The 23,290-nt window shown below is 73.0% G+C and carries 19 protein-coding genes and 1 pseudogene; 8 read left to right on the top strand and 12 right to left on the bottom strand.

Going from position 1 to position 23,290, the window contains the following annotated elements:
* Positions 1-39 precede the first annotated feature (39 nt).
* Positions 40-300, top strand: coding sequence for a hypothetical protein (locus tag ACU436_RS08470; RefSeq protein ID WP_459023343.1), 261 nt, complete (start codon positions 40-42; stop codon positions 298-300).
* A gap of 160 nt (positions 301-460) precedes the next feature.
* On the opposite strand, the gene ACU436_RS08465 is transcribed toward ACU436_RS08470, so the two are convergent.
* Both ACU436_RS08465 and ACU436_RS08460 read right to left on the bottom strand, forming a co-directional pair.
* On the bottom strand, positions 461-988 hold the full coding sequence (locus ACU436_RS08465; RefSeq protein ID WP_459023341.1) for a MarR family winged helix-turn-helix transcriptional regulator: 528 nt from the start codon (positions 986-988) through the stop codon (positions 461-463).
* A gap of 50 nt (positions 989-1,038) precedes the next feature.
* Complete coding sequence (locus ACU436_RS08460; RefSeq protein WP_459023339.1) at positions 1,039-1,473, bottom strand: GNAT family N-acetyltransferase; 435 nt, start codon at positions 1,471-1,473, stop codon at positions 1,039-1,041.
* A 50-nt stretch (positions 1,474-1,523) separates the two neighbouring features.
* Here ACU436_RS08460 and ACU436_RS08455 point away from each other — a divergent pair, with 50 nt between their 5' ends.
* A complete protein-coding gene (locus ACU436_RS08455; protein WP_459023338.1) occupies positions 1,524-1,826 on the top strand; it encodes an MTH1187 family thiamine-binding protein in 303 nt (100 codons plus the stop codon).
* A gap of 50 nt (positions 1,827-1,876) precedes the next feature.
* Here ACU436_RS08455 and ACU436_RS08450 read toward each other — a convergent pair whose 3' ends face one another.
* The gene (locus tag ACU436_RS08450; protein ID WP_459023337.1) at positions 1,877-2,170 is read right to left on the bottom strand and encodes a hypothetical protein; all 294 of its coding nucleotides are present in this window, start codon (positions 2,168-2,170) and stop codon (positions 1,877-1,879) included.
* Between the two features lie 314 nt (positions 2,171-2,484).
* Here ACU436_RS08450 and ACU436_RS08445 point away from each other — a divergent pair, with 314 nt between their 5' ends.
* The gene (locus ACU436_RS08445) at positions 2,485-3,396 is read left to right on the top strand and encodes a tetratricopeptide repeat protein (protein ID WP_459024298.1); all 912 of its coding nucleotides are present in this window, start codon (positions 2,485-2,487) and stop codon (positions 3,394-3,396) included.
* Between the two features lie 1,210 nt (positions 3,397-4,606).
* Here the strand turns inward: ACU436_RS08445 and add are convergent.
* Both add and ACU436_RS08435 read right to left on the bottom strand, forming a co-directional pair.
* Complete coding sequence (gene add / locus ACU436_RS08440) at positions 4,607-5,647, bottom strand: adenosine deaminase (RefSeq protein ID WP_459023336.1); 1,041 nt, start codon at positions 5,645-5,647, stop codon at positions 4,607-4,609.
* Positions 5,648-5,828: 181 nt separating this feature from the next.
* A complete protein-coding gene (locus ACU436_RS08435) occupies positions 5,829-7,160 on the bottom strand; it encodes a neutral zinc metallopeptidase (protein ID WP_459023335.1) in 1,332 nt (443 codons plus the stop codon).
* A gap of 79 nt (positions 7,161-7,239) precedes the next feature.
* Here ACU436_RS08435 and ACU436_RS08430 point away from each other — a divergent pair, with 79 nt between their 5' ends.
* Positions 7,240-8,493, top strand: a complete 1,254-nt coding sequence (locus ACU436_RS08430) for a glycosyltransferase family 87 protein (RefSeq protein WP_459023333.1) — start codon at positions 7,240-7,242, stop codon at positions 8,491-8,493.
* Positions 8,494-8,912: 419 nt separating this feature from the next.
* Here the strand turns inward: ACU436_RS08430 and glgB are convergent.
* A pseudogene (glgB, locus tag ACU436_RS08425) lies at positions 8,913-11,102 on the bottom strand (1,4-alpha-glucan branching protein GlgB); the annotation flags it as partial.
* A gap of 116 nt (positions 11,103-11,218) precedes the next feature.
* Between glgB and ACU436_RS08420 the strand changes: the two are divergent.
* Positions 11,219-11,902, top strand: coding sequence for a hypothetical protein (locus ACU436_RS08420; protein WP_459023332.1), 684 nt, complete (start codon positions 11,219-11,221; stop codon positions 11,900-11,902).
* A gap of 7 nt (positions 11,903-11,909) precedes the next feature.
* On the opposite strand, the gene ACU436_RS08415 is transcribed toward ACU436_RS08420, so the two are convergent.
* Positions 11,910-12,590 carry a FadR/GntR family transcriptional regulator gene (locus ACU436_RS08415; protein WP_459023331.1) on the bottom strand — a complete coding sequence of 227 codons (681 nt, stop codon included), beginning with the start codon at positions 12,588-12,590 and terminating at the stop codon, positions 11,910-11,912.
* Between the two features lie 250 nt (positions 12,591-12,840).
* On the opposite strand from ACU436_RS08415, the gene ACU436_RS08410 reads away from it, so the two are divergent.
* Positions 12,841-14,607, top strand: coding sequence for a 2-isopropylmalate synthase (locus ACU436_RS08410; RefSeq protein ID WP_459024296.1), 1,767 nt, complete (start codon positions 12,841-12,843; stop codon positions 14,605-14,607).
* Here ACU436_RS08410 and ACU436_RS08405 read toward each other — a convergent pair.
* From ACU436_RS08405 to treS, 3 genes are read right to left on the bottom strand one after another with little or no spacing between them, the layout of a single operon-like run.
* Positions 14,534-15,577, bottom strand: a complete 1,044-nt coding sequence (locus ACU436_RS08405; protein WP_459023329.1) for a sigma-70 family RNA polymerase sigma factor — start codon at positions 15,575-15,577, stop codon at positions 14,534-14,536. The genes ACU436_RS08410 and ACU436_RS08405 overlap by 74 nt on opposite strands.
* 36 nt (positions 15,578-15,613) lie before the next feature.
* Positions 15,614-17,017 carry a maltokinase N-terminal cap-like domain-containing protein gene (locus tag ACU436_RS08400; protein WP_459023328.1) on the bottom strand — a complete coding sequence of 468 codons (1,404 nt, stop codon included), beginning with the start codon at positions 17,015-17,017 and terminating at the stop codon, positions 15,614-15,616.
* The gene (gene treS, locus ACU436_RS08395) at positions 17,014-18,765 is read right to left on the bottom strand and encodes a maltose alpha-D-glucosyltransferase (RefSeq protein ID WP_459023326.1); all 1,752 of its coding nucleotides are present in this window, start codon (positions 18,763-18,765) and stop codon (positions 17,014-17,016) included. The genes ACU436_RS08400 and treS overlap by 4 nt, the downstream gene beginning before the upstream one ends.
* 341 nt (positions 18,766-19,106) lie before the next feature.
* Between treS and ACU436_RS08390 the strand changes: the two genes are divergently transcribed.
* The gene (locus ACU436_RS08390; RefSeq protein WP_459023324.1) at positions 19,107-19,718 is read left to right on the top strand and encodes a hypothetical protein; all 612 of its coding nucleotides are present in this window, start codon (positions 19,107-19,109) and stop codon (positions 19,716-19,718) included.
* Positions 19,719-20,005: 287 nt separating this feature from the next.
* Here ACU436_RS08390 and ACU436_RS08385 read toward each other — a convergent pair whose 3' ends face one another.
* Complete coding sequence (locus ACU436_RS08385; RefSeq protein WP_459023322.1) at positions 20,006-20,368, bottom strand: winged helix-turn-helix transcriptional regulator; 363 nt, start codon at positions 20,366-20,368, stop codon at positions 20,006-20,008.
* A gap of 83 nt (positions 20,369-20,451) precedes the next feature.
* On the opposite strand from ACU436_RS08385, the gene ACU436_RS08380 reads away from it, so the two are divergent.
* On the top strand, positions 20,452-21,273 hold the full coding sequence (locus tag ACU436_RS08380) for an NAD(P)H-binding protein (RefSeq protein WP_459024294.1): 822 nt from the start codon (positions 20,452-20,454) through the stop codon (positions 21,271-21,273).
* A gap of 3 nt (positions 21,274-21,276) precedes the next feature.
* On the opposite strand, the gene ACU436_RS08375 is transcribed toward ACU436_RS08380, so the two are convergent.
* On the bottom strand, positions 21,277-23,247 hold the full coding sequence (locus ACU436_RS08375; RefSeq protein ID WP_459023320.1) for an alpha-1,4-glucan--maltose-1-phosphate maltosyltransferase: 1,971 nt from the start codon (positions 23,245-23,247) through the stop codon (positions 21,277-21,279).
* Positions 23,248-23,290: the final 43 nt, after the last annotated feature.

Raw genomic sequence — 23,290 nt, 5'->3', positions numbered from 1 at the left:
CGCAACAGGGCGGCAACATCTGACGAGGTGGAGGGTCACGTGGATCTCACGACGTGCTCGGTGTGGGCGCTGGCCGGCTCGGCGGGCGGCGCGGTCGGTGGCTACTGCGTGGGTAGGCGACGTCGACGCAGGCGAGGGGGGACGGCGGCCGGCGCCGGCAACCGTCCGGGGCCGGGGCGGCGGCGCGCCCGGGCGCAGCGCCGGTCCCGGGGCGGGTCGGCCATGCGCTCCTGGCCGGGCGGTGCCGGGCACCCGCCGCCCGCGAACGGCGGGGGAGCGGAGGACACCGAGCGGAGCTGACCGCGGCCGCCGGCTTCGTGGCCGGCGCGGTCCGACGGGGGTGCCGTCGCCGGGCTGCGGCCGCCCACACACGAACCGTGGTGCCGGCACACCAACTGCAGTTGGTGTGCGAGCACCGAGGTTGGTGTGCGAGTCGGCCGCAGCCGTGGGTGTGCCCGGGTCAGGAGCGCGGCTGGTCGCCGCCCTCCTCGAAGTCGCCCGCCGCTTGCCGCACCCGGCCCAGCAGCGTGGTGAGCTGGGCCTCCTCGTCGGGGGTGAGGCCGCTGAGCCCGAAGTCGATGGCCGTCACCGACTTGGTGGCCGCCTCCTGCAGCGACGAGCCGGCATCGGAGATCTCGACGAGGGTGGCGCGCCGGTCGGTGGGGTGCGGGATGCGGCGCACGAGGCCGTCGGCCTGCAGCCGGTCGACGATGTTGGTCACGCTGGTGGGGTGCAGCTGCAGGCGCTCGCCCATCACGCGCATGGGGAGGCGCCCGGTCCGGGAGAACGTGAGCAGCACGAGCGCCTCGTAGCGGGCGAAGGTCAGGCCGTGGGGCCGCAGAGCGCCGTCCACGGCGGAGAGGAGGATCTGCTGCACCCGCATCACGCTGGTCACCGCCGCCATGGTCCGGGCCGGGCCGATCCGCGCGTCCCACAGCTCGGCGGCGCGCAGTATCGGGTCGAAGGGCAGCGGCTGCCGACTGGCCATGGCTCGCGACGTTAGCAGTGTTGCTGTCACGAGCCGGGGAGTGCGTGCGGTCAGATCGACATCTGGTAGCGGATGAAGCCCCGGTTCTCGGCCACTCCGTCGTAGAGCCGTCGTGCGGTGGCGTTCGACTCGTGGGTGTGCCAGTACAGCTGGCTGCAGCCCCGCTCGCGCGCCCAGCCGTGCACGGCCTGGATCAGTGCACGGGCCACGCCGTGGCCGCGGGCCTCCGGCGCGGTGAACAGGTCCTGCAGGTAGCAGACGTCGCGCGCGTTCGTGTGCGGGTGCGGGAAGAAGTGCGCGATGCCCACGAGCAGGTCCTGCCTGCGGGCCCCGAACGCGTGCACGCGGGTGTCGAGCTGGAACGCCTCCCACGCCCGCTCGTACTCCCCGTCGGGGATGCTCCGCTCGTAGAAGGCGATGTAGCCGCGGAAGAGCTCCTCCCAGCGGGCGCGGTCGTCCGGACGGAGGCGGCTGACGCTGATCACGGGGGCTCCTCGGGTCGCGGTCGCCGGGCCGGCTGGGGCAGTGTGGGCCCATGCTCTTCGCCTTCAGCATCGCGCCTGCCGGCACGCCCGGCGACAGTGTGAGTGCCGCGGTCGCCGCCGCCGTCCGCGTGGTCCGCGAGTCGGGCCTGCCCAACGAGACCACCTCGATGTTCACCACGATCGAGGCGGAGACGTGGGACGAGGGGATGGCCGTGGTCAAGCGGGCGGTCGAGGCGGTGCAGGCCCACGCGCCGCGGGTGAGCCTGGTGCTCAAGGCCGACATCCGTCCCGGGTACACCGGTCAGCTCGGCTCGAAGGTGGAACGGGTCGAGGCGCACCTCGAGGAGGGCTGAAAGACGAGAGGGCCGCACGGTCGTCGTGCGGCCCTCTCGCGTGGGTGACGTCAGCTCATGGCGACGTTCAGGGTGAAGAAGAAGACGCCGACCAGGATCGCCGCGCCGCCGAGCGCCATCGCGATCTTCGCCTGCTTGGCGGCGGCGGGCCGGCGGAGGGCGGCGGCACCGAGGCCGATGGCCACGGCGCCGACGATCCAGCCGATGATCGAGATCGGGCTGACGAGCAGGGCGATCGCCCCCACGATCAGGGCCACCTTGCCCAGCACGGGGCTCTCGCTCTTGGCGGTCTTCTTGCGGGCGTCCTCGAGCAGGCGGTCGGCGACGGTGTTCTCCGTGCTCATGCAGGTTCCTTCGAGTGAGGGAAGCCGCGGGGTGCGGCCGAGCGGATGTCTACTCAGAGCGACCATTCGGTCACTCCCACATGCTCAACGAATGGCCCGCTGGTCTGGTGCTCGCCCGGTCCGGTGATCGGTGGCGGAGCGCGATCAGGAGATCGCGCACCGTGATCACCCGCCGTGACGAGTTCCCGTTCGGCTCGACACGTTCGGCGGATGTTCGGTGGCTGCGCGCGGTTCCCGTGGCCGGTGGCAGGATGAACAGCGTGTCTCGACCCGATCCTCGTCAGGCGGCACAGACGGCCGCGTTGTCGCGCGCGATGGCCGGTGCTGTGGACCTGTCCGCGTTGAAAGCCCGATCCGAGGCGGCAGCCCGCCAGAAGGCGGCCCCGCGGCCCGACGGCGACGACGGCGCGAGCCAGTTCGTCGTCGACGTCACGGAGCAGAGCTTCCAGGCCGACGTGCTGGAGCGCTCCCTGCAGATCCCGGTGGTCGTCGATCTCTGGGCCGAGTGGTGCGAGCCCTGCAAGCAGCTCTCGCCGGTGCTCGAGCGGCTCGCCGAGGCCGGCGGCGGAGCATGGGTTCTCGCCAAGGTCGACGTCGACGCGAACCCGCGGATCGCGCAGGCCTTCGGTGCCCAGTCCATCCCGATGGTGGTGGCCGTCGCCGGTGGGCAGCCGGTCGACGCGTTCACCGGCGCGCTGCCCGAGTCGCAGGTCAAGCAGTGGATCGCTGCCCTGCTCGACGCGTTGCGCGAGCGGATGCCGGCCATCGCAGAGGCCGAGGCGGGCGCCACGGGTGAAGAGCCCGTCGAGGAGCCGGAGGACCCGCGGTTCACCGCGGCCGAGGACGCACTCGAACGCGGCGACTACGCCGCGGCCGAGGCTGCCTACCAGCAGATCCTCGCGGCCGAGCCGGCCAACGAGCAGGCGACCGCCGCGCTGGCGCAGGTGCGGTTCCTCGCGCGGGCGGAGTCGGCCGACCCGTCGGCCGTGGCCCGCGCCGACGCCGCGCCCGACGACGTCGACGCGCAGCTCGCCGCCGCCGATGCCGAGGTGGCAGGTGACCGTGCCGAGGCGGCGTTCAACCGCCTGGTGTCGACGGTCGCCCGCACGGCGGGCGAGGAGCGCGACCGCGTGCGCGAGCACCTGGTGGGCCTGTTCGAGCTGTACCCGGTCGACGACCCGAGGGTCAGCAGCGCCCGCCGGGCCTTGGCCCGCGCGTTGTTCTGATGGCCCAGCACTCCAGCGGTAGGTCGTGATCATGTTGCTGGTCGGTGGCCGTAGTAGCTGGTTCGGGCCACTGTGTTGGCGTCGGGTCGTCGGCCAGCTATCCGAGCGGACCTGATCGGCTGGGCGGGGACCTGCGCACGCGGCGGAGGGCCGATGCCCGTCGATGCGCGGGCATGATCCGAAGTTTCGGGTGTCCATGGCTGTCCACACGACCATGGACGCCCGATACCTCGGATCTTGGCGGGGAAGATCGCGGATATCGGTTGTCCATGGCGGTGGCCGCAGCCATGGACAACCGATACCGCGGATCATGAACGTGACCGCGGCCGCGGGGTCGGGGCTGCCTCGTCGCGGGATCGGCTGCCGGTGGGCGCGCCGTACCCGGCTCGTAGCCCGACCGCCGCACCCCTTCGACCCGGTCCCGGGTGCGACCACTCCCGTTCTCCGCCCACACCTCACCCCGCGGGGTGGTCGGGTTGGCACCATTACCGTCCCCCGGGGTCACCGGGGCGGCCGTCCCCGACCGGCTGGCACGCCAGTCCCGACGAGACCGCCGCTGCTGGCGGCCACTCGACCTGCGGTGGTCCCGCCGGCCCACCCTGCACTCCCCAGACGCCCGGGCGTCCCCCACGAACAACCCCGAGGTCGACACCCAGCGGGCCGTGATCGGCGGGATCGGGACATCACGCTCACACATGCACGCCAGGTCCCGTATCCGCTGATCAAGCCCCATCCTCGGGTCGCTCCAGGCCGGCTGTCGGCCGGCCGGACATTCGGTGCCGACACCACGATCGGGGTCGCAGGGGGAACGGCACCACCGCCGGTCGAGTCCCACCCAGCCGCATGATCCCGTCGCGGACGGGCGTGCCAGCAGGCCGGGGACGGCCGCCCGGGTGAGCCCGGGGGACGGTAGTGACGCCAAACCGACCACCCCGCAAAGGTGCAGGGACGAGGCGAACCGGAGGGAACGCACCCCGGACCGGGTCGAGACGGGGGCCCCACGCTACGAGCCGGGTACGGCGCGCCCACCGGTGGCGAATCCCTGGTCAGGCCCAGCCGATGATCGTTTGTGCGTTCCGCGGAACACACCCACCACCGGAGCAGGCCCGAACCAGGTCTCAGACCTGGACAGCGCCGGCGGACCCCACACCACCAGCGACGCTGCGCCGGGCACCATCACGAACAGCGCTGCAGTACCACGAGTGTGCTTCTAGACCTGAGCGCCGGATGCGTGGGCAGCCTCCACCTGGTCGATGTCGGACAGCAGCTCGTTGCGGACCTCGGCGGAGCAGAACGCGGCCCGGGCTCCGGTGCGGGCGATGTCCGCGAGCTCGGCGACGCCCATGCCGAAGGCCTCGTGGCAGAGCAGGTACTCGGCGTCGAGGTCGGTGTGGAACATGCCGGGGTCGTCGGTGGCGAGGGTCACCGGCACCCCGGCGGCCACGAGCGCCGGGAGCGGATGTGCCGCGATGTCCCGGACCGCGCCGGTGCGCAGGTTCGAGACCGGGCACACCTCGAGTGCGATGCCGTGCTCGGCGAGGTGCTCCACCAGGCGCGGGTCGCCCGCGGCACCGATCCCGTGACCGATCCGCTCCGCGCCGAGCTCCCTGACCGCGGCCCACACCTCGTCCGGACCGACGGTCTCCCCGGCGTGGGGCACGCTGTGCAGGCCGGCGGCGACGGCGCGGCGGAAGGCCGGCGCGAAGTCGGCCCGGCGAACGCCCACCTCGGGCCCGCCGAGGCCGATGCCGACCGTCCCCTCCGGCCGGTGCCCGATCGCGAAGTCGACGGTCTCCTCCGCCCCCGCCGGGCCGAGCGTGGCATCGGCGTCGAAGATCCAGCCCAGCTCCACGCCGTGCCGTTCGCGCGCCAGCGCGCGGCCGTCCGCGAGCGCCGCGGCGAGGTCCGCGTAGCCGATACCGGCCATGCGGTTGCGCACCGGCGTGACCTGCACCTCGGCGTAGCGCGCGTTGCGGGCCGCTAGCTCCGCCGCGAGCCCTTCGAGCAGCGTGACGACGTCGGCGCCGGTGGTGACCAGCAGGTTCGCGCGGTGGTAGACGGTCAGGAAGTGCGGGAAGTCGGTGAAGGCGTAGAAGCGGCGCAGCTCTTCGCGGTCGGTGGGGACGCCGCCGTCGGGGTGGCGGCGGGCGAGCGCGAGCACGGTGTCGAGCGAGGCGGAGCCGACCAGGTGCAGGTGCAGTTCGACCTTGGGCAGGGCAGCGACGAACGCCGCCACGGGGGACGCGGACACGGGGACCCTCTCGGGAGGACGGACGGGACGGGACGGCGAGCGCGGGAGCGCCGCTACCAGTCGGCGTCGCCCCGGTCGTAGCACTGCCCGTACAGCGGCCGCCGGAGCAGGTCGGCCGTCCGGAGATCCACGGACGACAGCGTCGCCGCTGCCGTTCACCGCGTCAAGCCCGGCCGGTGCCTCAGCAGGCGGCCGGGCCGTCGAGCAGCCCCGTGCGGAACCGGGCGACGCGCTCGAACCCGTGCTCGGCCGGGTCGGATGCGCCCGCCGCGTCGCGGGCGACCCAGTCGGCCGCGAGCAGCACCTCGACGGCCTCGTCGAGGTCGCCGGGGGAGAGGTGGAAGCCGTCGGTGGAGCCGAACAGCCGGCCGGTGTAGGCGCCCGTGAGGCAGGTGGCCGCGGCGCCGGCCGACCGGCCGACCGGGGACCGCCCGGTGGCGTCGAGCATGGCGAGCCCGTACCGGCCGGCCACGACGGTGGCGCCGGCGAAGTCGCCGATGTCGTCGTGGAGCCGTTGGAGTGCGGCGACGTCGACCGCCACACCGCGGTCCTCGCGGCAGTAGGCCGCGGGCCCCTGCGGGGCCAGCTCGGGGACGGGGCAGGCGCCGCCGGTGGAGAGCGGCGGCGGGTCGAAACCGGGCGCCAGGCCGGCGAAGAACTCGCCGGCGTCGCGCTGGACGAACGCGAGCAGCTCGCGCAGCGGCAGGTTGCCGCCCCGGGCCTGATCGGCCTCGGAGCCGAACCGGCGTTGCGTGAACGTGCGGTTGTCCACGCTCATGTCCGCGCAGAGCGTGGCGCCGTCGGTCCAGCCGTCCTGGAACGCGGAGACCCGGTCGAACGCGTTGCCGTGCGCCGACTCGTCGCCCGCGGAGACGCCGAGCGGGTCGCGGAACCCGACGAGCGCCTGCATCGCCCGATCGCGCTCCTCCGGTCCGAGCGGGATGCCGGCGACGGGCTCCTCGGCGAAGTCGGCCAGCGCGGCGCCCGCGTAGCAGTCGGCCATCGACTCGAGCAGGATCGTGGGGAACCGCTGCGGGTCTTGGCCCTGCTCCGCGTCCACGCCGAGCCGGGACTGCACGGCGTGGCCCACCTCGTGCGCGATCACCACCGCGACGCCCGCCGGCCCGAACCGTTCGTGCAGCTCCGGGATCAGGCCGTCGGCATCCCAGGCGACGGCATCGGCGGAGGGGCAGTAGAAGGCCTGATCGGCGAGGTCGGCCGCCCGGTTGACGCAGGGCGGCGCCGTGGCCGCGGGGTCCCGCGTGGCGACGGGGGCGAACGTGCCGATGTCGCGCCACTCCTGTCCGAACGCGGCCGGGAGCTCGGCGCGCCAGAACTCCTGCAGCGCCCATGCGGTGGCATCCGCGACCCGCCCGGCGGGATCGGACTGGCCGGCGACAGCCGCCGTGGCCGGGGCGGGAGCGGCGGCCGGGCGCGCGGTCCCGGGCAGGACCTGGCTGCACGCGCTCGTGAGGATCAGGACCGCGGCGAGGGCGGCGAGCCGGGCTGACACGCCGCACATCATCGCGCGCCGGGCCGTTGCGGGGGAGCGGTTCGGCCGAACACGTACGGGCCGGATAGCGTCAGGCACCGTGTCCCTGAAGTTCGGACGGCCCTTGCTGAACCGAGCGCTGGATCTGGCCCCTCCGGAGCCGGGCCGGCGCGCCCCGGCGGTGCGCCGGGCGGTGTCCGGGCTGCTGGTGCTGGCGTCGCTCGTGGTCACCGTGGCGCTGCACGTGCGGCACCCCGACGCGTTGGTGACGATGCTGCCGGGGACCGACATGCGCGACCTGCACGTCGACTTCGACACGTTCTGGCACTCCGCCGTCGCCCTCGTGGGGGGCGACGACATCTACGACACACCGGCGAAGCTGACCAACCTCAACCCGCCGCTGCTGACGGTGCTGCTGGCCCCGTTCGCCTGGCTGGACGCGCTCTCGGCGTACCGGGTGTTCGTGGTCCTCACGCTGCTGCTGGTCGCGGCCTCGGTGCTCGCCGTGGCCCGGGAGCTGCGGCTCTCCCGCACCGCCACCGTGCTGGCGCTCCTCGCGGTGCTGGCCTCCTCCCCGCTGCACGGCACGCTCGTGCTCGGGCAGATCTACCCGCTGCTCCTCGCGGGCCTCGTCGCGGGCTGGATCGCCGAGCGCCGTGGGCGCCCGGTGCTCGCCGCCGTGCTGTACGGGGTCACGGTGGCGCTCAAGCCGTCGCTCGCGCCGGTGCTGCTCCTGCTCGCCGTCCAGCGCCGGTGGGTGCCGTTGCGGGCCGGCATCGCCGCGGCAGTGGTCGCGACGCTCGCGGGAGCGATCGTCGCCGGGCCGTCCAGCGCCATCGAGTGGCTGAAGATCGCCTTCACCGAGCCGGTGCCGGACACGGTCGACAACGCCTCGTTGCCGGGGCTGGCCGTGCGGTTCGGCGTGCCGGCCGTGTTCGGCATGCTGGCGGGGCTGGCCGTGCTCGTCGGCACCCTCGTCTGGGTCGGCCGCAACCGCCACCGGGTCGACCCGGCCGGCACCGCGCCGTGGGCGGTGCTCGCGGCCGGGCTGCTGTTCTCCCCGATCGCCTGGCACAACTACCTCATGCTGCTGTTCCCCGGCGCGCTCGCGCTCGTGCCGCTCGGGCTCGGCGCGCTCACGGCGGCCGGGCTCGCGCTGGCCGTCATCCCGGTGTCCTGGAACGCGGACTGGCCGCCCGAGGGGATCGGCGCCGACATCGGCCGCTCGCTCTACTGCGCGATCCTGCTGGGCTACTGGGCGGTGCTGCTGTCGTCGTCGGTGCGATCGGCGTCCGTGCGATCAGCATCGGAGGAACCCGCGCTCCCTGCGGCGGAACCGGTGTCGCCGGACTGAGCCACCGGCTCCGGGTCGGCGGACACCGTGGGCAGCTCCCCGGTGTCCGCGTCGTCGGGGCCCGGTTCCCCGGACCGTGCGGAGCTCCACGGCGCGGGGTCCCAGGAGGCGACCTCCGGCGCTGCGGAACGGAGACCGTTCTGCGAGGCCGGCAGGGCGACGTCGGCCGCGGGCCGCGCGACCGGCGACGGTCGCGCGGGCGCATCCGACGCCGGGACCTCGGCGTCCAGAGCCGGGTCGCCGGTGCTCTCGCTCGGCGACGGCGACGGCGAGGGTGCTCGCTCGGCCGCGTCGGAGGCGGGGACCTCGGCGGCGAGATCGGGGTCGTCTCCCGGGCCGGTCGCGGGGACGTCCGCGACGGGGGCCGGCGCGGCCGTCCTCGTCGCCGCGGTGCGGCGGCTCACCGCACCGGCACCCGGCTCCGGCACGAGCCACAGCACGCCCGCCGGCGGGAGCTGCAGCACGGCCGACGCCGGTCGCCCGTGCCACATCGTCCGCTCGGCCTCGACGGCGCCCAGGTTCCCGACGCCGGAGCCGCCGTAGATCTGCGCGTCGGTGTTGAGCACCTCGCGCCACCGGCCGGCGAACGGCAGCCCGATGCGGTAGTCCCGCTTGGGGCTGCCGGAGAAGTTCGCGATGCAGGCGAGCACGGTGGGCTTGCCGTCGGCGTCGACACCGTGGCGCAGGAAGCTCAGGACGTTGCCCGAGGCGTCGTTGGCGTCGATCCAGGAGAAGCCCTCGGGCGTGAAGTCCTTCGTCCACAGCGCGGGCGTGGCGCGGTAGGTCCGGTTCAGGTCTCCGACCAGCGTCTTCACCCCGCCGTGCAGCGGGTCCTGGAGCAGGTGCCAGTCGATCGAGCGCGACTCGGACCACTCCCGCTCCTGGCCGAACTCCCCGCCCTGGAACAGCAGCTGCTTGCCCGGGTGCGCCCACATGTACGCCAGCAGCGCGCGCAGCTGCGCCGACTTGTTCCACGCGTCGCCGGGCATGCGCTGCCACAGCGAGCCCTTCCCGTGCACGACCTCGTCGTGGGAGAGCGGGAGCACGAAGTTCTCGCTGAACGCGTACATCAGCGAGAACGTCATCTGGTTGTGGTGGTAGGCCCGGTAGATCGGGTCGCGCCCGGCGTAGTCGAGCGTGTCGTGCATCCAGCCCATGTTCCACTTGAAGCCGAAGCCCAGGCCGCCGAGGTGGGTGGGCCGCGTGACGCCGGGCCAGGCCGTGGACTCCTCGGCGATCGTGACGACGCCGGGGTGGTTGCGGTAGACGGTGGCGTTCATCTCCTGCAGGAACGTCACCGCGTCGAGGTTCTCGCGGCCGCCGTGGACGTTGGGCAGCCACTGGCCCTCGGGGCGGGAGTAGTCGAGGTAGAGCATGCTGGCCACGGCGTCGACGCGCAGGCCGTCGATGTGGAACTCGTCGAGCCAGTAGAGCGCGTTGGCCACGAGGAAGTTGCGCACCTCGCGGCGGCCGAAGTCGAACACGAGCGTGCCCCAGTCGGGCTGCTCACCGCGGCGCGGGTCGGCGTGTTCGTAGAGCGCGCTGCCGTCGAACTTCGCGAGCGCCCACTCGTCGCGGGGGAAGTGCCCCGGCACCCAGTCGACGATGACGCCGAAGCCGCGCTGGTGCAGGTGGTCGACGAAGTACCGGAAGTCGTCGGGGGTGCCGAAGCGGGCGGTCGGGGCGTAGAAGGACGTGACCTGGTAGCCCCATGACCCGCCGAACGGATGCTCGGCCACCGGCAGCAGCTCGACGTGGGTGAAGCCCATCTCGCTCAGGTAGCCGGCGAGCTCGTCGGCGAGCTCGCGGTAGCCGAGCCCGGGCCGCCACGACCCGAGGTGCACCTCGTAGACGCTCATCGGCTCGGTGTGCGCCTGGCGCAGGGACCGGGCCGCCATCCACTCCTCGTCGCGCCACTCGTGGGTGGAGGCGTCCACGATCGACGCGGTGGCCGGCGGGACCTCGGTGCGGAAGGCCAGCGGGTCGGCCTTGTCCCGCCACTGCCCGTCCCGGCCGAGGATGCGGAACTTGTAGCGGGTGCCCGGCTCGATGCCGGGGACGAACAGCTCCCACACGCCCGAGCTGCCGAGCGCGCGCATCGGGTGCGCCCACCCCGACCAGCCGTCGAAGTCGCCGGTGACGCGCACGCCCTTTGCGGTGGGGGCCCACACCGCGAAGCTCGTGCCCGTGACCGCGCCCGCAGGCGTGTCGTAGCTGCGCACGTGCGCCCCGAGCACGTCCCACAGCCGCTCGTGGCGCCCTTCACCGATCAGGTGCAGGTCGATCTCGCCGAGCGTCGGGAGCCAGCGGTAGGGGTCGTCGACGACGTCGACGCGCTCGCCGTACCGCACGGCGAGCCGGTAGTCCGCGGACGGCCCCGGCACCACACCGGAGAACAGGCCGGAGTCGTGCACCTTGACGAGCGGGAACCCCTCCCCGCCGTCGCGCACGACCTGCACCTCGTCGGCGTGCGGACGCAGCACCCGCACCACGGTGCCGTCCTCGTGCGGATGGGCGCCGAGGATCGAGTGCGGGTCGTGGTGTGCGCCCCCGAGCAGCCGGTCGATCGTGTGCGGGTCCGGCGGGCACGGGTCGCTCCGCTCGCTGATCGTCTGGGTCCGGTTCTCCTCACGATCCACGCGCGCACCCTAGTGCGCCGGATCGCCCCTCGCCGAACCTGGGAGCAACGATCCGATCACCGTGCGCATCCTGCATGATCGGGGAGGTGCGGAGGCGACTGCTGCTCGGCGGGACGTTCGCGGTGCTCCTCGCCCTCGTCGTCGCGGTCGCCGTCGCGTTCCCGGCCGTCGCGGCCACCGCCTGCCCGGGCTGCTACGGGCTCGAGCGGGTGCGGAAGGGGCTGCACGTCGAGCCCCGGGTCGGTGCGGAGGAACGCGCGCGGGTGGGTGCCGCCGTCGACGAGGGCGAGCAGCGGGTCGCGGCGTTCTTCGGCGGCCTGCGCAGCGACCCGGACTTCCTCGCCTGCCTCACCGACCGGTGCTACGCGCGGATCGGCGGTGGCGGTGAGCGCGGGGTCGCGGTGCTGAACCGTGCCGTGCTGCTGTCCCCCCGGGGGATCGACCCGGTGATCACCGCCCACGAGCTCACCCACGTCGAGCTGCACACCCGGCTCGGGAAGGGGTCCGTCCCGCAGTGGTTCGACGAGGGGCTCGCCGTCCTCGTCGCGGACGACCCGCGGTACCTGCGCCCCGCGGGCGAGGGCGACCGCTGCCTCGTCGAGCCCGCGGGGCCGCTGCCGGAGACGCTCGACGACTGGCTGCGTGCTGCCGGCGCCGACGCCGGAGTCTACGCGCAGGCGGCGTGTGCGGTGAGCCGCTGGACCGTGCGGAACGATGTGCACGCGCTGATCGCGGATCTCGCGGCGGGCGGGAGCTTCCCCCGGGGCTGACCGGCGCTCAGGGCTCCATCCGGTCGTGGATCCCCACCAGGTGTGCCCGGCTCACCGCCGCGGCGCGCTCCGGGTCGCGGTCGCGGACGGCGCTGACGATGTCGGCGTGCACGTCCTGGTCGTGCGCGGAGCGGGCGGCGGGCCCGGCGAGGGCCACCAGGTCGATCATCGCCTCGCGCACGCGCGGGCGGAACGAGTCGAACAGCTCGGCCAGCACCGGGTTGTGGGCCGCGGCGACGACGGCGCGGTGGAACTCCAGGTCGACGTCGACGTATGCGGCGTCGGGGGCGTCCGGGGCCGCCTCCGCGCGCCGGGCCAGCGCCCTCTGCATCGCCAGCAGGTCCCGTGGGGTGCGCCGCTGGGCAGCGCGGTGCGCCGACTCGGTCTCGATGGCGATCCGGCCCTCGACGATGTCGGCGATCTCGGCGCGGCGCAGGACGGTCTCCCAGTCCTCGATCGGCTCGGCGGAGACCACGAACACGCCGGCGCCCTGCCGGGTTGCCAGCACCCCCCGCCCGGCCAGCTCCCGGATCGCCTCGCGCACGGTGGAGCGGCCTACGCCCAGCTCGGCGGCCAGCGCCGCCTCCCCCGGAAGCTTCCGGCCGACGGGCCACTCCTGCGATGCGACCCGGTCGAGGATCACCTTCGCCGCCTGCGTGGCCAGCGGGAGCCGTTCGAGCTTCGCCACCGCACACCTCTCTGCTTGTCTGAGAACCTGAGGACTGTTAGCGTAGCCGACGTGTCGTGGAGCGCCCTCCTTCTTCGCAGCCACGGCGGGGCCTGAGGACCGGCACCCCGCCGTGGGTGCCGACGCGCGCCGGTCCGTCCCGGACCGATCCCAGGAGTTCCTCGTGACACACCCCTTCCCCACCCTCGCCACGCCGGCCGGCCCGGTACCGGCCGGCGCCCCGGCCTGGAACCGGCAGCGCGGCTCGCAGATGCCGTCGCACCGCTACCGGGACGTCTTCGCCCGGACGCCGGTGTCGCCGCTGCCCGACCGGCGCTGGCCGGGCAACCGGCTCACGGCCGCACCGCTGTGGGTGCCGGTCGACCTGCGTGACGGCAACCAGGCGCTGGTCGAACCCATGGACCCGCAGCGCAAGCGGCGCTTCTTCGAGCTGATGGTGGCGATGGGCTACAAGGAGATCGAGGTCGGCTACCCGTCGGCGTCGCAGACCGACTTCGACTTCGTGCGGCTGCTGGCCGAGACCGACCTCGTACCGGACGACGTCACCGTGGTGGTGTTCACCCCGGCCCGCCCGGAGCTGATCGCGCGGACCGTCGAGTCGGTCGCGGGCATGCGGGGCGAGGTGGTCGTGCACATGTACACCGCCACCGCTCCGACCTGGAGGGACGTGGTGCTGCGCGCCGACCGCGCCGCCCTCACCGACATGGTGCTGGCCGGCACGGCCGAGGTGCACCGGCTCGTCGGCGACGACCCGCACGTGCGCTTCGAGTTCTCGCCCGAGGTGTTCAACCTGACCGAGCCCGACTACGTGCTCGACCTGTGCGACCGCGTCACGAACCGGTGGGACGCCCGCCCGGAGCGCCCGGTGATCCTCAACCTGCCGGCGACCGTGGAGGTCGCCACCCCGAACGTCTACGCCGACCAGATCGAGTACGTGCACCGCAACCTCGCCCGCCGCGACGGGGTGATCCTCTCGGTGCACCCGCACAACGACCGCGGCACCGGCGTCGCGTGCGCCGAGCTCGCGGTGCTGGCCGGCGCCCAGCGCGTGGAGGGCTGCCTGTTCGGCAACGGCGAGCGCACCGGCAACGTCGACCTCGTGACGCTGGCGCTGAACCTGCACGCCCAGGGCGTCGACCCGATGATCGACTTCTCGGACATCGACGAGATCCGGCGCACCGTCGAGCACTGCAACCGGATCGCGGTGCACGAGCGCCACCCCTACGTCGGGGACCTGGTCCACACCGCCTTCTCGGGGACGCACCAGGACGCCATCGGCAAGGGCTTCGCCCACCACCGGGCGGCCGCGGCCGCCGCGGGGGTCCCCGAGTCGCTCGCCCGCTGGGACGTGCCGTACCTGCCGATCGACCCGGCCGACATCGGCCGCGACTACGACGCCGTCATCCGCGTCAACAGCCAGTCCGGCAAGGGCGGGATCGCCTACCTGCTGCACGCCGGGTACGGCCTCGAGCTGCCGCGGCCGTTGCAGATCGACTTCTCGCGCCACGTGCAGCGGGCCACCGACGCCGGCGGCGCCGAGGTCACCGCGGCGCAGCTGTGGGAGCTGTTCGCGGCCACCTACCTCGCCCCGGAGGCGCCCCTGGTCGTGATGCACGAGTGGCAGGCGAGCTCGGCGGGCGCCGGAGCCGACGAGCTCAAGGTCGATCTGACGATCCGCGGCGACCGCGCCACCCACCGCGCCACCGGGACCGGGCCGGTGGACGCGCTCACCCGGATCCTGGCCGCCGCCGGCCTCCCGATCGAGGTGCTGGGCCTGACCCAGCAGTCACTCGCCCCCGGGAGCGCGGCACCGGCGATCACCTACCTGGAGCACCGGTGCCAGGACCGCGTGGCCTGGGCCGCGGGAACCGGGACCTCGGTGCTGGAGGCGAGCATGGCCGCGGTGATCACCGCCGCGGCCGCTCGCCCCCGCCGGGAAGCTCCTACCTCCAGGGTGGGTGTTCCTCCGGAAGCGTTGCCGGCAGGTCGAAGTGGGGGAACAGGCCCTCGTCGATGAACGCCGTGACCGCGGCGATGCGGTCGCCGCGGAGCGTGAGGACGTCGATGATGCGCCCGACGAACGCGCCGGCTTCGTCGTCCCAGATGTAGCAGGCGACCGCCTGCTGGCCGTTGGCGCGCACCGGCAGGTGCCGCCAGCGGCACCGCAGCGGCAGCCGGACGAGGAAGTCGGTGACCGCCGCGGTGCCGCGGTACCAGCTCGGCAGGGGCGGCATCGACCACGTGGCGTCGGCGGTGAGCATCGAGACGAGAGTGGCGGCGTCGCCGCGCTCGAGCGCGGTGGCGTACCCGGTGACGAGCTCGCGCAGCCGGGCGTCGCCGAGCGAGCGGAGCGTCTGCTGCTGGCTCTGCTCCGGCCGCAGTTCCTGGACCACCTTCCGGGCTCGCTGCAACGCGCTGTTGACCGACGCCGTGGTGGTGTCGAGCGTGTCGGCGACCTCCTTGGCCGAGTAACCCAGCACCTCGAACAGCAGCAGCGCGGCCCGCTGGTTGCCCGGCAGGTGCTGCATCGCGGCGACGAACGCCAGCTCCACGCTCTCGCGCCGCTCGTAGCGCGCGTGCGGGGCGGCGGGGCCGTCGGCTATCCCGGAGTCGGGGTAGGGCCCGAGCCAGGCGACATCCGTGAGCGGCTGGTCGTCGACCGCCGCGCGCTCCACCGACGGGCCGATGTCGATCGGCAGTGCCCGCCTGCCCCGCCGGGCGATCGCGTCGAGGCAGGCGTTGGTGGCGATCTTGTACAGCCAGGAGCGCACCGAGCTGCGCCCCTCGAACCGGTCGATGCCCCGCCAGGCCCGCAGCAGCGCGTCCTGGAGGGCGTCCTCGGCGTCGTGGAGCGAGCCGAGCATGCGGTAGCAGTGGGCGTGCAGCTCACGCTGCAGGGGAGCGACGAGGCGGTGGAACGCCTCGTCGTCGCCGGCCCGCGCACGCGGGAGCTCGGCCTCTGCCACCTCGCCGGGAGTCTCGGTCATCGAACACGAGTGTGCCCGAGCGCACCGACGGTTTCGTCAGACTCCGGCATCCGACTGCGCGGCGGTGGTCAGGCGGCCGATCGACGCGAGCGGGATCGGGGCCCAGGTCGGGCGGAAGCGGGACTCGTAGACCACCTCGTACACGGCCTTGTCGAGCTCGAACGCCCGCAGCAGGACGGCCTGCTCCCGGGGGTCGGCGCCGGCGCGCAGGGCGTAGCCGTCGCAGAACGCGGACCGGTTGCGGTCGGCCCACTCCCGGGCGCGCCACACGAGCTGGGAGTCGTGGTCCGGGTCGGTCCACTGGTCGGTCGGCTCCCACTGCGAGAGCTGGTGGAACGCGGCGTAGTCGAACGAGCGGAGCATGCCGGCGACGTCGCGCAACGCCGAGTCGGGACGGACCCGCTCCGCGAGCGGGGCGGCGGGCTCACCCTCGAAGTCGATCACCAGCCAGCCCTGCGGCGTGCGCAGCGCCTGCCCGAGGTGCAGGTCGCCGTGCACGCGCTGGGTGGGGATCGGGCCGGGCATCGCCGCGACGGCGTCGTAGACGGCGTGGATCGGCTCGGCGTGCTCGGCGAGCGCGGGCACCTCGTTCACGGAGGCGGAGAGGCGCTCGTGCCACGCCGTCGCCAGCGCGCGCGGGTCGACCCCGCCGGTGGGGAGGGCGTCGCGCAGCTCGGCGTGCACCACGGCGATCGTCTCGCCCAGCCGCGACGCCTCGGCCGCGAAGTCGCCGCCCACCTCGTCGGCCCTCAGGTCGCCCTCGGCGAACAGGTCACGCACGCTCGCCTGGGCCATGGCCCAACCGTCGGCGGAGTTCGCGGCGAAGTCCTGGAGAATCGCGAACGTGACGGGTTCCCCGTGGAGGACACCCTCGACCGCGCCCTGCAGGGCGGCCACCTCGTCGCTCCCGACCGAGCGCAGCGCCCGGTGCAGCTCGAGGTCCGGGTTGATGCCGGGCAGCACGCGTCGGAAGAGCTTGAGGATCGACTGCTCGCCCCACGACACCGAGGTGTTGGACTGCTCGACCCCGAGCACCCGGCCCGGCGAGCCCTCCGCGATCTCGGCACCCGGTTCGGCGACGAACCGGATCTCGCCCACCGTGCGCCCGGCGCGGATGGCGTCGAGCAACCACGCGGTGACCGCGGTGTCCCAGAGACCGTCGTAGGCGACGTGACCGTCGACGGCCCCGATCACCACGTGCTCGAGCTCGCCGCGCAGGTGCTCGCGCCGGGCGACGAGGAGCTGGTAGTGCTGCACGGGGGAGTCGTCGGCGAAGTCGACGGCGAGGAGAACGTGGTCGAGGAGCGGTTCCCCGTCCGTCCGCAGCGGCGTGCTGGACGCGACCGCGACGGACCGGACCTGCCTGCCCTTCGCCGCGAACCAGCGCTGCTTCGGCAGCCACTCGGGCAGAAGTTCGGGGAGCTCCTCGTCCAGCCTCATCCAGCGTCCTCCGCAGGGGTGATCGAGAACCAGTAGAAGCCGTGCCCGGGAAGGGTCAGCAGGTAGGGAAGTTCTCCGATCTTCGGGAACGGCACGCCACCAGTCAACTCATGGGGGGCATGACCCTGCCATGCCGAGAGGTCCAGCTCCACCGGCTGCGGGAAGCGCGACATGTTGTTGACGCAGAGCACGACGTCGTCGCCGCACGAGCGGATGTAGGCGAGCACCGACGGGTTCGAGCCGCCCAGCTCGTGGTACTCGCCCAGCCCGAACGCGGTGTGACGCTTGCGGATCTCGATCATGTGCCGGTTCCAGTGCAGCAGCGACGTCGTGCTGTTGAGCTGCGCCTCGATGTTCACGGCCTGGTAGCCGTAGAGCGGATCCATGATCAGGGGCAGGTACAGCCGCCCGGGGTCGCACGTGGAGAAGCCGGCGTTGCGGTCCGGCGTCCACTGCATCGGGCTGCGCACGGCGTCCCGGTCACCGAGCCAGATGTTGTCGCCCATCCCGATCTCGTCGCCGTAGTACAGGACGGGCGAGCCGGGCAGCGAGAGCAGCAGCGCCGTGAACAGCTCGAGCTGGTTGCGGTCGTTGTCGAGCAGCGGGGCCAGCCGGCGGCGGATGCCGATGTTGGCCTTCATGCGCGGGTCCTTGGCGTACTCCGCGTACATGTAGTCGCGCTCTTCGTCGGTGACCATCTCGAGCGTGAGCTCGTCGTGGTTGCGCAGGAAGATGCCCCACTGGCAGCCCGACGGGATCGCCGGCGTCTGGGCCAGGATCTCCGAGATCGGGAAGCGGTTCTCCCGGCGCACGGCCATGAAGATGCGCGGCATCAGCGGGAAGTGGAAGGCCATCTGGCACTCGTCGCCACCGATGCCGGCGTCGCCGAAGTACTCCACCACGTCCGACGGCCACTGGTTGGCCTCCGCCAGCATCACCCGGCCGGGGTACTCGACCTCCATCACCTTGCGGCAGCGCTTCAGGAACTCGTGCGACTCCCGCAGGTTCTCGCAGTTCGTGCCCTCCCGCTCGAACAGGTAGGGCACGGCGTCGAGCCGGAAGCCGTCGATCCCGAGGTCCAGCCAGAACCGCAGGACCTCGATCATCGCCTCCTGCACGTCCGGGTTGTCGTAGTTCAGGTCCGGCTGGTGGGAGAAGAACCGGTGCCAGTAGAACTGCCCGCGGATCGGGTCGTAGGTCCAGTTGGACGTCTCGGTGTCGACGAAGATGATCCGGGCGTCGGCGTAGCGGGAGTCGTCGTCGGACCAGACGTAGAAATCGCCGTAAGGTCCCTCCGGGTTGCGCCGCGACTCCTCGAACCACGGGTGCTGGTCGGAGGTGTGGTTCATGACGAGGTCGGTGATGACCCGGATCCCACGCTTGTGGGCCTCGTCGAGCAGCACCACGAAGTCGTCCACGGTGCCGAACTCGGGCAGCACCGCCCGGAAGTCGCGGATGTCGTAACCGCCGTCACGCAGCGGCGAGTCGTAGAACGGCGGCAGCCAGAGGCAGTCGACGCCGAGCCACTGGATGTAGTCGAGCTTCTCGGTCAGGCCGCGCAGGTCGCCGGTGCCGTCCCGGTTGGAGTCCGAGAACGCCCGGACCAGTACTTCGTAGAAGACCGCCCGCTTGAACCAATCATGATCGACGTCCAGCGGGCGCGCATGCTCGAAATCCTCGGACGAGGTCTCGACGAGCTGGTCGTCTTCGGTGTGCCGGGTCTCTGGGGCCGAGATGTCGGTCGACATGGGTGTATCGCGTTCCTACCGGGCGGGGACATATGGCGGAGGGCGCACCCGGCCAGTCTCGCGGGGCTCTGGGCCCGATGCACGACGTGGCTCGGCGGCTGCGTCGGAGCGTAGCTCCCGGCATCACGGAGCGCGGGGGCAGGGACCTCGGATGTGTCGCGCACCGCGTCCGCAACATCACCGCGCGTGACTGGTTCTCCGCGGTTCCTCGGGCCGCTCCCCAGGCCGTCCGGTACGCCGGATGGACGATGCGTGGCGGCGTCGCCTTGCGTCGGCCGGCGCTCGTCCGCACCCGCCGCCGGGAGGACCCTGGACCGCCCCTCGAGCGGAAGGAGCGGGCTGTGTTCGTACAGGTGTTCCAGGGACAGGTGAGAGACGCCGACCAGGCGCGACGGGCCACCGAGGACTGGCTGCAACGGCTCGCGCCCGGCGCGGAGGGCTGGCTGGGCAGCACGACGGGCGTGACCGACGACGGCCGCCTCTTCGGGATCGCGCGCTTCGAGTCCGCCGAGGCCGCACGGCGCAACAGCGGGCGGGCGCAGCAGGGCGAGTGGTTCTCCGGCGTCGAGAAGCTGTTCCCGCACGGAGTGGAGTTCCACGACTGCAGCGAGGTCGACGTCGCGCGCCTCGGCGGCTCGGACGACGCCGGCTTCGTCCAGGTCATCCAGGGGCGTGCCCGCGACGTGGCCCGCCTACGGGAGTTGGCGGCCACGTTCGACGACCGGTTCCCGGACCTGCGACCCGACCTGCTCGGATTCATCGCCGCGCTGCACGACGGCGAGGACGGGAGGTTCACGCAGGTCGCCTACTTCACCTCGGAGCAGGAGGCACGTGCGGGCGAGCAGGGTGAGATGCCTCCCGAGGCCGTCGAGGCGCTGCGGGAGGAGATGGACCTCATGCAGGACGTGCACTACCACGACCTCCGGGAGCCGTGGCTGCACTCGCCGGGCTGACGCCGAGCGGCCGCCGCCGGGTGGTCACACACGAACTGTGGCGCCCACACACCAACTGCAGTTCGTGTGTGGGCGCCAGGGTTGGTGTGCCACTGGCTCGAGGCCATCCCGGCGGCCCCGGCGCCCGGGCCTCCGGTGGCGCCGCGCACACCGAATCGGCGATCTCGGGGCCGAACACCACTCGCCGGCCGGCATGGTGGCCCACACACCAACATCAGCGCTCCCACACCAACTGCAGTTCGTGTGCCGGCACCACAGTTGGTGTGTGAGCAGGGCGGGGTGGGGCGCTAGCTGCTCAGGGGGCGGCCGGCGGCGTCGTAGCTGCGGCGCGCCCGGTCGACCTCGCCGAGGTGCGCGTCGGCCCAGTGGGCGAGCTGCGCGAACAGCGGGGCCAGGCTGAGCCCCAGCTCGCTGATCTCGTACTCGACCTTCGGCGGGACGCTGGGGTGGTAGGTGCGCACCACGAGGCCGTCGCGCTCCAGCTGCCGCAGCCGCTGGGTGAGGACCTTCGGTGTGATCGTCTCGATGTGCCGCTGGAGCTCGACGAACCGCAGGCGGCCGAGCTCGTGCAGCGTCCAGAGGATCGGGGTGGTCCACCGGCTGAACACGATGTCGACGACGGGGCTCACCGGGCACACCTGTGCTGCCATGGAGTCGCTTTCCTCTAGGTACCTACTAGCCCCACGATATTAGCTTCCCTCCGTACCGGATGGACGGACGGAAGGGGCAGATCGTGATCGTGGTGACCGGAGCCACCGGGAACGTCGGGCGGCCGCTGGTGGAGGCGCTCGCCGCGGCCGGAGAGAAGGTGCGGGCGGTTTCCCGGAGACCGCCGGACGTGCCGGCGGCCGTCGAGGCGGTGCCGGCCGACCTGTTGCGCCCGGGCACCCTCCAGCCGGCCGTGGCCGGGGCGGAGGCGCTCTTCCTGCTGACCTCCGCCGACGTGCACGGCGCCGCGGCCGACCTCGACGCCGTCCTGGACGTCGCCCGGAACGGCGGTGTCCGACGGGTCGTGCTGCTGTCCTCCATCGGCGTCGGCACCGGCCGGCACCCGTCCGGACTGGAGGAGTCGGTCACCGCGTCCGGGCTGGGGTGGACGCTGCTGCGGCCGGGCGCGTTCGCGTCGAACGACCTGGCGTGGGCGGAGCCGGTACGCACGGCGCGGACGGTGCACACCCCGTTCCCGGACGTCGCGGTGCCCGTCGTCGACCCGGTCGACATCGCCGACGTCGCCGCGGCCGTGCTGCTCGGCGACGGGCACGCCGGCCGGACGTACGAGCTCACCGGGCCGGCGCCGGTCGCACCCCGGCAGCGGGTCGCGGCGATCGGCGCCGCGCTGGGCGAGGAGGTGCGGCTCGTCGAGCAGACCCGTGCGGAGGCGAGGTCGCAGATGCTGGGGTTCATGCCCGCGCCGGTCGTCGAGGCGACCCTCGGCGCCCTGGGGGAGCCGACGCCGGCCGAGCAGCGGGTGAGCCCCGACGTGGAGCGGCTGCTCGCCCGCCCGCCGCGCCCGTATGCCGAGTGGGTGGGGCGCAACGTGGTGGCCTTCCGCTGAAGGCTACCGCTCCACGCGGAAGACGTGCGCCACGTTCCGTCCCGGCTCCAGCCGCACGTAGTTGTACTGGCCCCACTCGTACGTCTCGACGGTGATCTCGTCGTGGACCGTGAGGCGGTCGTCCCACTCGGCGCGCAGGGAGGGCATGTCCAGCGAGATGGTGCCCTCCTGCGGGGTGCGGGAGTCGAGCGTGCAGACCACGAGCACGGTGTCGCCGGTGACCGGGTCGGTCTTGGAGTAGGCGATGATCGATTCGTTGTCGACCTGGTGGAAGTGCAGGTCGCGCAGCTGCTGCAACGCGGGGTGGGCGCGGCGGATCTCGTTGAGCCGGGCGAGGTAGGGCTCGAGCGAGCGGTGCCGGCCCCGGGCGGAGTCGAAGTCGCGGGGCCGCAGCTCGTACTTCTCGGAGTCGAGGTACTCCTCGCTGCCCGGGCGCACCGGCTGGGACTCGAACAGCTCGAACCCCGAGTACACGCCCCAGGTCGGCGACAGGGTGGCCGCGAGGGTGGCGCGGATCGCGAACATCGCGGGCCCGCCGGTCTGCAGCGACTCGTGCAGGATGTCCGGGGTGTTGACGAAGTAGTTGGGGCGGCACTCGTCGGCGCGCTCGGCGTGCATCAGCGCGAAGTCGGTGAGCTCGGCCTTGGTGGTGCGCCACGTGAAGTAGGTGTACGACTGCGTGAAGCCCAGCCGGGCGAGCCCGAAGAGCCGCGCCGGGCGTGTGAAGGCCTCGGCGAGGAACAGCACGTCCGGGTGGCGGGACTTGACCTGCCAGATCAGCCAGTGCCAGAAGTTCGGCGGCTTGGTGTGCGGGTTGTCCACGCGGAAGATCCGCACCCCGTGCTCGACCCAGTGCAGCACCACCCGCAGCGACTCGGCGTAGATCCCGGAGGGGTCGTTGTCGAAGTTGACCGGGTAGATGTCCTGGTAGCGCTTCGGCGGGTTCTCCGCGTACGCGATCGTGCCGTCGGGGCGGACGGTGAACCACTCGGGGTGGTCGGTCACCCACGGGTGGTCGGGGGCGCACTGCAAGGCGAAGTCGAGCGCGACCTCCATCCCCAGGTCCCGGGTGCGGTCGACGAACGCGTCGAAGTCCTCGATGGTGCCGAGCTCCGGCTCGATGGCGTCGTGGCCGCCCTCGGCGGAGCCGATCGCCCACGGCGAGCCGACGTCGCCCGGGCCGGCGTTGACGTTGTTGTTGCGGCCCTTGCGGTGCACCGTGCCGATCGGGTGGATCGGCGGCAGGTAGACGACGTCGAACCCCATTGCGGCGACCCGGTCGAGCTCCTTCGACGCGGTGACGAACGTGCCGTGGATCGGGCGGCCCTGCTCGTCGACGCCGCCGGTGGAGCGCGGGAAGAACTCGTACCAGGAGCCGAACAGGGCCCGTTCGCGGTCGACGTGGACCTGTTGCGCGCGCCCGCGCGTGATCAGCTCGCGGACGGGCCGCTCGGTCATGATCTTCTCGACAGCCGGGAACAGCGCGGGCGCCACGCGCGCGTGCAGCGGGAGCGCGGTGTCGCGCAGCGCGTTGGCGGCGCCGAAGAGCAGGTCGCGGTGCGGGCGCTCACCGGGGCGGCGGCCGACCCGCTGCAGCAGCCGGGCACCGCCCTCCAGGTCGTTGGCCAGCTCCTCGGCGCCCTGCCCTGCCGACAGCTTGACCGTGACGGTGTGGCGCCACGTGGACCACGGGTCGCTCCACGCGTCGACGCGGAAGGTCCACAGGCCCGGCTCGTCGGGCACGACGGTGGCGGCGTACCGGTCGGTGCCGCTGCCGACGGGCGTCATGCGCACGTGGTGCGCGGCGCCCTGGCTGCCGACCCGGCGCCAGACGACGTTGGCCGCGACCGCGTCGTGGCCTTCGCGCCACACCGTGGCGGTGATCGGGACGACCTCGCCGACCACGGCTTTGCTCGGATGACGGCCGCCGCCCACCGTGGGAGTAACGTCATCGATCCCGAGCCGGCCGGTCATCGGCACACCCCCAGCTACCATCACGTCCCCGTCGCGGAGTCAC

The sequence above is a fragment of the Pseudonocardia wallangbongensis genome, from assembly GCF_054486945.1.
The sequence above is the reverse complement of the archived record's forward strand: the minus strand, read 5'-3'. Positions and strand labels throughout refer to the sequence as shown.

Coding starts and splice junctions, on each gene's coding strand:
- ACU436_RS08465 (WP_459023341.1), bottom strand. CDS start 988: ATGGCCAGTCGGCAGCCGCTGCCCTTCGACCCGATACTGCGCGCCGCC.
- ACU436_RS08455 (WP_459023338.1), top strand. CDS start 1,524: ATGCTCTTCGCCTTCAGCATCGCGCCTGCCGGCACGCCCGGCGACAGT.
- ACU436_RS08450 (WP_459023337.1), bottom strand. CDS start 2,170: ATGAGCACGGAGAACACCGTCGCCGACCGCCTGCTCGAGGACGCCCGC.
- ACU436_RS08445 (WP_459024298.1), top strand. CDS start 2,485: ATGGCCGGTGCTGTGGACCTGTCCGCGTTGAAAGCCCGATCCGAGGCG.
- ACU436_RS08410 (WP_459024296.1), top strand. CDS start 12,841: ATGCCGTCGCACCGCTACCGGGACGTCTTCGCCCGGACGCCGGTGTCG.
- ACU436_RS08405 (WP_459023329.1), bottom strand. CDS start 15,577: ATGACCGAGACTCCCGGCGAGGTGGCAGAGGCCGAGCTCCCGCGTGCG.
- ACU436_RS08400 (WP_459023328.1), bottom strand. CDS start 17,017: ATGAGGCTGGACGAGGAGCTCCCCGAACTTCTGCCCGAGTGGCTGCCG.
- treS (WP_459023326.1), bottom strand. CDS start 18,765: ATGTCGACCGACATCTCGGCCCCAGAGACCCGGCACACCGAAGACGAC.
- ACU436_RS08385 (WP_459023322.1), bottom strand. CDS start 20,368: ATGGCAGCACAGGTGTGCCCGGTGAGCCCCGTCGTCGACATCGTGTTC.
- ACU436_RS08375 (WP_459023320.1), bottom strand. CDS start 23,247: ATGACCGGCCGGCTCGGGATCGATGACGTTACTCCCACGGTGGGCGGC.